At 47.0% G+C, this 7,111-nt stretch carries 7 protein-coding genes; 5 read left to right on the forward strand and 2 right to left on the reverse strand.

Features of this window, described 5'->3' with window-relative positions; genetic code table 11:
- The first annotated feature begins 794 nt into the window (after positions 1–794).
- On the forward strand, positions 795–2,342 hold the full coding sequence (locus V6C93_RS29885; protein WP_333480319.1) for a serine/threonine-protein kinase: 1,548 nt from the start codon (positions 795–797) through the stop codon (positions 2,340–2,342).
- Between the two features lie 82 nt (positions 2,343–2,424).
- Positions 2,425–3,765, forward strand: a complete 1,341-nt coding sequence (locus tag V6C93_RS29890; protein WP_333480320.1) for a serine/threonine-protein kinase — start codon at positions 2,425–2,427, stop codon at positions 3,763–3,765.
- A gap of 64 nt (positions 3,766–3,829) precedes the next feature.
- Here the strand turns inward: V6C93_RS29890 and V6C93_RS29895 are convergent, their stop codons facing one another.
- Positions 3,830–4,627 (reverse strand): DUF4058 family protein, encoded by a 798-nt coding sequence (locus tag V6C93_RS29895; RefSeq protein WP_333480321.1) that lies wholly within the window; start codon positions 4,625–4,627, stop codon positions 3,830–3,832.
- Positions 4,628–4,850: 223 nt separating this feature from the next.
- On the opposite strand from V6C93_RS29895, the gene arsM reads away from it, so the two are divergent.
- Positions 4,851–5,819, forward strand: a complete 969-nt coding sequence (gene arsM / locus V6C93_RS29900; RefSeq protein ID WP_333480322.1) for an arsenosugar biosynthesis arsenite methyltransferase ArsM — start codon at positions 4,851–4,853, stop codon at positions 5,817–5,819.
- Between the two features lie 95 nt (positions 5,820–5,914).
- Positions 5,915–6,220: a metalloregulator ArsR/SmtB family transcription factor gene (locus V6C93_RS29905; RefSeq protein WP_333480323.1), complete on the forward strand. Its 306-nt coding sequence runs from the start codon at positions 5,915–5,917 to the stop codon at positions 6,218–6,220.
- A gap of 392 nt (positions 6,221–6,612) precedes the next feature.
- On the opposite strand, the gene V6C93_RS29910 is transcribed toward V6C93_RS29905, so the two are convergent.
- Positions 6,613–6,825 (reverse strand): hypothetical protein, encoded by a 213-nt coding sequence (locus V6C93_RS29910; protein ID WP_333480324.1) that lies wholly within the window; start codon positions 6,823–6,825, stop codon positions 6,613–6,615.
- 5 nt (positions 6,826–6,830) lie between these two features.
- On the opposite strand from V6C93_RS29910, the gene V6C93_RS29915 reads away from it, so the two are divergent.
- Positions 6,831–7,111 (forward strand): inorganic phosphate transporter (locus V6C93_RS29915; protein WP_333480325.1); only part of this gene is annotated, 281 nt, incomplete at its 3' end.

Here is a 7,111-nt window from a genome sequence, read left to right on the forward strand (position 1 = left end):
AAACGTTAAAGTCTGCTGGTTCTCCACTTTGCTCGTGGTCATGCGTTAATAATCCCGTTTTGCTACAAAACGCGCCTAGACTATCCGGACGTTCACCTTCACACGTCCGAGAGGTGTATGGAGCGAGCATCATGTCGCTGACTTCACTCGTCGTGCCATGGGTGCCTCGCCAAACGAGATCGCACCTTCAAACTCGATACCAAAGAACAGGTACTCGCATGGCCAGAAGAACGGCACCATCAGCAACTCAATCTCAGGAGTTGGACAAGTGACTGGTAAGCTAAGACTCCTAAGAAACACAAGGCAGAGCGCAAAGGGCAAAGGGCAGAAGGGAAGAGGGAAATGTTTCTTTCATGGGTAACGAGCGGTACCCCGCTCGTTGGAGGCTCAGATCTGTCTTGAAAGTGTCCTTTCATCCTTTGTTGTGAGCGCTAACTCATGGGGAGTCTTGCACCAGCCCTAACTGTTACCTACACTCCCGCCCTGAACTAAAGTACCCTACGCGCTACGCGCATGCTACGCAAACGGGAACGCTGACGCTCCTTCCGTCGCTACCGCTTCGCTAACGCGAACGGGCTAATAGCTAAAGTCAGCTTTAGCTGACTCAATAAGGGTTTTAGTCCGTTGAAACGGACTTAAGCTTTGAGCCGGAACTTTAGTTCACGGCGAGATGCAAGATGTGAATTCATCCACTAGATTTTGCTCGAAATGTCCTGAAACAGTCTGCTCAATGTAGGGAAAGTGCTTAATAGCCTAAGTTAAAGCCCATCCAGACTCCAAAGAGTAGCGACGATATGGTGCAAACCGAACAGATTCTACAAAATCGCTATCAGCTGAGACAACAGTTAGGACATAATGCCAGTTGTCAAACCTGGCTAGCACAAGATACTCGCATACAAGAGAGAGTCATCGTTAAACTGCTTACCTTTAGCGACCAAGTGCAGTGGGATCATTTGAGGTTGTTTGAGCGAGAGGCTCAAGTCCTCAAACAGTTGAACCATCCCCAGATTCCTCAGTATCGCGACTATTTTTGTCTGGATGACCAGATGCTCTGGTTTGGCTTAGTTCAGCAATACATTCCCGGCTCATCACTGACGGAACTATTGGCTCTGGGTAAGACTTTCAACGAACAGGAAGTTCGTGCGATCACACAACAAGTCCTGAATATCCTAGTTTACCTACACAGTCTGAGTCCACCTGTACTCCATCGCGATATCAAACCCAGCAATTTAATTTGGGGTACCCCCCCTGATACGAAGTTGCGTTCAAATCTAGTAGTCGAGACAGACGTCCTGACGCGAGGACGCGGGGACGCGGCGACTATGAATGTGCTACCTATGAATGCAGCTGGGTCTCAATTCCCCCGAACCCAAGGGGGGGCAGAGGGGGTTGCTCCTTATCAAAGTGGAGTTTCCTCTTATCCAGGGGAAACCAACATGGTTTATCTGGTTGACTTTGGAGCCGTGCAGGATCGAGCCGCCGCAGAAGGAGCAACTTTTACCGTCGTGGGAACTTATGGCTATGCTCCTCTGGAACAGTTGGGGGGTCGAGCCACCCCAGCCTCTGACCTTTATGCTCTAGGAGCCACCCTGATTCATCTGCTCACGGGTGTTGCTCCGGCAGATTTGCCACAGCCAAATGGTCGTATCCAGTTTGCGGACAGAGTCTGTCTTAATCCCGGCTTCGTTCGCTGGCTGGAACAGTTAACTGAGCCGAATCTCTCACGACGATTTAGTACAGCACAACAAGCACTGGAAGCACTCAATGAAAATCAGGTTGCTAGCGGTACTCTTGCTTGTCCACAGCCCTCTGGTAGCCCAATTCAATTGGAAAAATCCCCTAGTCGCCTGAAGATAAAAATTCCCGTGCGCTGGCGCAAAGCCTTAGTGGCTCCTGGGCAATTTGCTGTGATGGCAGGGTTAGGATTTTGGGTCTGGTTTTGGGGAAGTTGGACAATACAAGCGATGAGATGGGGTCATACTTCCTCTGTACCGTCTCTTTTAGTTTGGTTAATCGTCGGAATTTTGTTTGCAGCATGGCTGCTGCTACCTGGGTTTGGAGAAACGACTGTTTATTTTAATCATCAGCACTTTGAGATTGAGCGGAAATTATTGGGTCTTTGCTGGCAACGGCAGCGAGGTCAAACGTTAGCTATTGACAAAGTTTTTAAGAGTGAAAATCGAGGCATTTATAACGTCAAAAAGAAAATCCCTGAAGTTGCGATCGCTGTTGGTGTCCAAGAATATGTATTTGGTGGATTTGCGTCCTTTCTCTCCCACAGCGAATGTTACTGGTTGGTAGAGGAAATCAAAAACTGGTTGGGACTGAACAGTGTTCAATGAGCAGTGACCAGTGATCAGTTGGTTGTTGCTTTTCACAAAGGTGGGAGAAGGAATTAATTAAGTGTATGGAGAGGTTGGTCAGATGGCAGAAGTGGGACAGGTAATAAATGAGCGCTACCAACTCAAGGAAAAATTAGGACAGGATGCCAGTCGTCAAACTTGGCTGGCGATCGATTTAGTTTCACAATCTCAAGAACTTGTGATTGTGAAGCTGTTAGCTGTCAACCCTCAGATGCACCTGCATGAATACAATCTGTTTGAGCGCGAGGCTCAAATTCTGCAAAATTTAGACCATCCTCGAATTCCTAAGTATCGAGATTACTTTATGCTTGAACACCAGCCCGGTTCAAGATTTTCTTGGTTTACTTTGGTGCAGAGTTATATTCCAGGTACCTCTCTTCAACAAATCCTTGATGAAGGGAAGCACTTTTCAGAGGCCCAAGTCGAAAAGATTGCTATTGAGGTACTGAGTATTCTCGTCTACTTGCATGAACGAATTCCTCCTGTCATCCATCGAGATATTAAACCTAGTAACTTAATTTGGCGTGAAGATGGGCGAGTTTACCTCGTTGACTTTGGAGCTGTGCAAGACCAAGCGGTGCTAGAAGGAGCAACGTTTACGGTAGTAGGAACTTATGGCTATGTGCCAATGGAACAGTTCGGCGGTCGAGCGGTTCCCGCCTCCGATTTGTATGCTTTGGGGGCAACATTAATTCATCTTTTAACGGGTGTTGCTCCTGCTGATTTACCGCAGCACGATGCACGTATTCAATTTGCTGACCGAGTTAGTTTAGAACTCGGTTTTGTGAATTGGATTGGCAAACTCACAGAGCCGAGTTTAGCAGAACGATTGAGTACGGCTCGCCAAGCTCTGGAGGCTCTGGAAAATCGACATACACTAGAGCCTCCCATTACCAGTTACAAGCCTACAGGTAGCCAAATTCAACTCAAGAAATCTGCCAGTCAGCTAGAGATTAGAATTCCCAGACGGGGGAGGAAAGCTTTTAGGGCGGTTTACTTACTTGGGTTAATCGTTCCTTTTGTATGGCAACTGCCCAACTACTTCAACCTGTTTTGGAACTGGAATTCTTACGCGATCGCTCCCTGGTTGTGTGCGGTTGTGCTTGGTGCCATAGGCATAGCGATACTGGGTGCTGTTATTCTACCAGCTTTTGAACAAACTGACCTGTATTGCGATCGCAACTCTTTTAAAATCCGACGAAAATTATTCGGTGTTCCCTATTGGGGAGGAGGAGGCAAAACGTCAAGAATTACCAATATCTGTGAAGAGGGAACCAAGAGAGCAGGTGCACCCAAGGGAGTAGCGATCAAAGCGGGTAACCGCAAATATACCACTAACCCTTTGGCTACAGTAGAACGCCTTTGGCTAATACAGGAACTCAAAGACTGGCTGGGACATTAGAGTCAACCGATTTTGGATTTTAGATTTACGATTTTCGTATATATTGCTTCGGCTCAGATTCCGCTTAGCCTTCCCGTACATGTGCTAACAACTCATCCAACCATCGCTGATTGGCTTCTCCTAAAGCTGGCGGTGGTGGTGGCTGACGATAGTTTATCCGCGCATCATATCCAGCTCGCTCGTACACTCCATTGAGGATGGCTTGCAAATCTACCCAGGGTTCTGCATCCCCACTCATGAGTGGCAAGGGAAAGTTGGGAATCGCTTCTGGCAAGCTGAATCCGTATAGCTCGGCAGTTGGACGACGCTGGCGGCGACTTACGAGGATGCGATAGTCTGCTGCTGTATCGTCCCCGCTCATTGCCATTGGCTTTCCCCCACGCAACAAGTCAAGTTCAACGAGATGGGACAGACTACCGAGAACTATTTGTCGTTTGGTTTCATACGCTGTTCGCCCTTCCCCCTGGCGTTTGTTCTTGGGAGATAACACCTCAATTACCGTGACTACAGTATCTGTGGCTAATTCGCGCACTTCCAGATAACGCTCGTTGACCTCAACGGGCATGGGAACGGTTACTTGCTTGGGGCGTGGTTGTACCGCCGTACTGGGAACTGCTGCCTCTGTTCTGATTTCGGATGGGGCAACAGGTTTTGACGAAAGGACAACAGCATCGGGAATGCCTACCAGAATCTCGTTTTCCAGAGTGTCCTTGTAAGTGCGAGTTTCCACCTCCACGTAGTATTTTGGGCGCAGGCTGGGAGCCAAGGCATCAGCTAGAGCTACAATCAGACGGCTGTGAAACGACGACCAAAAAGCAGGCTGTTCCAGATACGGGTCCATTCCCGGAAACGGCGAAGGCATGGCTCAAAGTCCATCTGGGATGAATTGGCTACTTAAAGTTCAGTTTAGCCAAAGAACGTGCAGCGATGGAGAACAAAAAATTGGTTCAGTATTCCAAGCCCCCGACTGCAAGTCGTGGGGAAAATCCAAAATCCAAAATTGAATGACTGCAAGGGATACCTAGGTGCTAGCATTGACCCTTGGTTGCAGTAGCCTCAAAATCGTTGCCAGCCAGAGGATTCCAATGAGCTATCTAGAAACAACTGCCGAATTTTACAGTGAAGTCGCCCAAACGCCCCAAGTAGGTTTGTGTTGTGTCCAAAGCAGTCCCTTACAACTGCCAGGACTGAAAATTCCTTGTAAAATGCAGCAGATGAATTACGGTTGTGGCACTACCGTTCATCCTGCTGAACTCACGAACGAGCCAACTGTCCTGTATGTCGGTGTCGGTGGCGGCTTGGAAGCGTTGCAATTTGCTTATTTTTCTCGGCGTCCTGGTAGTGTTATTGCGATCGAACCAGTCCGTGCGATGCAGGAAGCGGCTACCCGTAACCTAGAACTTGCCGCCCAAGAAAATCCCTGGTTTGACCCCAGTTTTGTAGAAATTCGTGCAGGGGATGCCTTTGCTCTGCCAGTACCCGATGCCTCGGTGGATGTGGTAGCACAGAATTGCCTGTTTAATATTTTTGAACCCGCCGACCTTACCAAAGCACTTAAAGAAGCCTACCGAGTCTTGAAACCGGGTGGACGATTGCAGATGAGCGACCCTATTGCCACTCGTCCCATTCCAGCACACTTGCAACAAGATGAACGATTAAGAGCGATGTGCCTATCTGGTGCTCTTACATACGAGCAATATACCCAAAAGATTGTTGATGCTGGATTTGGTCAAGTAGAAATTCGCGCCCGTCGTCCTTACCGCCTTTTAGATCGTCACACCTACCATCTGGACGAGGATTTGCTCTTAGAAAGTCTGGATTGTGTTGCCTTCAAAGTTCCAATTCCTGAAGATGGTGCCTGTATTTTTACGGGAAAAACGGCGATTTACAAGGGTGCTCAAGAGGTGTTTGATGACTCAGCAGGGCACATTCTCCAGCGAGGTGTTCCTGCCGTTGTCTGCGATAAGACAGCCGCCAAACTGGCTGCTTCAATTCCGGAAGACGTGTTAATTACAGATTCGACTTGGCACTACACTGGCGGTGGTTGTTGTTAATGAGGCGAAAGAGGATTTAAAGGTAGTTTTTTTAGTTCATTGATATAAAATTATATTCATATCAATGGCGGTTCAATTCATGCACGCAGTATACGATGAACCGAAAAAGCGAGTTACCTCAGTCTTTTTGTGTCCGCAAGCTGAAAGTTTTGGCAGTTACCACTCGTCTAGCCATTTTGGAAATCTTGATGGAAGGGCCAAAACATGTTGGGGAACTGAATACCGTTTTAGGTGTCGAGCAAAGCTTGCTATCGCACCATCTCAAAGTTCTGCGAAAGGAGGGGTTTGTCGAGGCAACGCGAGATGGCAAGGCGGTGCTTTACAGTTTAGCTCCCGCAGTCTGGCGGGCAAATAATGGTAAGGCAATTGACCTTGGTTGTTGTCTGCTCTCCTTTACCTAAGGCCATTGCAATTGCTGTTGTTGATGGCTCTCAGAAACGTCAACCTAAATCTAATGAAAAGGTGCAGCATATCAGTTAAAGCAAGACGTTTCGCGCTAATGACACTATCCCTCTTACTCTGATTGAGAGGGTACATCTAATTTTAAAGAGGTTGAAATGTCAATAGGCTTGATGGCCTTATTTATGGCTACTGTATTTTTAGCTTATTCCAATGGAGCCAATGACAACTTTTTAATTTTGCAAAATTGGCTAATTCCTTTTTTGTGCCCTTGTTGCTCAGTCCAATTATTGCCATTCCCATCGCCGCCTTAGCCTATGGCTTACTCCGTTACATCCGTGTTTGTTTAGGCATTAAAAAAGAATAGTGCCTTTGTGTTAGTCAAACTCCCCAATTAATTCCCATTCCCCAACCTGATGCCACTAACGTTTTGCAGTGCATTACTACTACTGATGTTGCGATAAATACAGAAGATAAATGCACCCAGAGGTATGTAGGAAAATTTTGGGGAATTAATAGCCAAAAATTGGTTGATGCTTGCCATTTTATTAGTGCCGGAATCGTCAGCTTTGCCAGGGGTTAAATGATACTCCCAAGATTGTTTCAATCCTATTGATTATTCAAGCTCTCTCAATTCAGTTCGGAATGTTAGCTGTAGCAGTAGGCATGGCAGTTGGTGGGTTACTGAATGCTCGAAAGGTTGCAGAAACAATGAGCCAAAAAATTACAGTAATGAATCATGGTCAAGGATTGACTGCCAATGCGGTGACAGGCTTAATGGTTATTGCAGCGAGCAAGTATGGGCTTCCTGTTTCAACTACTCATGTATCAGTTGGTTCAATTTTTGGAGTTGGATTGATTTCAAAAAAAGCGAATGCGCGAGTTTTTTATCA

The sequence above is a fragment of the Allocoleopsis sp. genome, from assembly GCF_036703385.1.
GTDB lineage: Bacteria > Cyanobacteriota > Cyanobacteriia > Cyanobacteriales > Coleofasciculaceae > Allocoleopsis.

Bases quoted from the DNA above. Each gene is read 5' to 3' on its own strand.
- V6C93_RS29885 (WP_333480319.1), top strand. From the start codon at position 795: ATGGTGCAAACCGAACAGATTCTACAAAATCGCTATCAGCTGAGACAA.
- V6C93_RS29890 (WP_333480320.1), top strand. From the start codon at position 2,425: ATGGCAGAAGTGGGACAGGTAATAAATGAGCGCTACCAACTCAAGGAA.
- V6C93_RS29895 (WP_333480321.1), bottom strand. From the start codon at position 4,627: ATGCCTTCGCCGTTTCCGGGAATGGACCCGTATCTGGAACAGCCTGCT.
- arsM (WP_333480322.1), top strand. From the start codon at position 4,851: ATGAGCTATCTAGAAACAACTGCCGAATTTTACAGTGAAGTCGCCCAA.
- V6C93_RS29905 (WP_333480323.1), top strand. From the start codon at position 5,915: ATGAACCGAAAAAGCGAGTTACCTCAGTCTTTTTGTGTCCGCAAGCTG.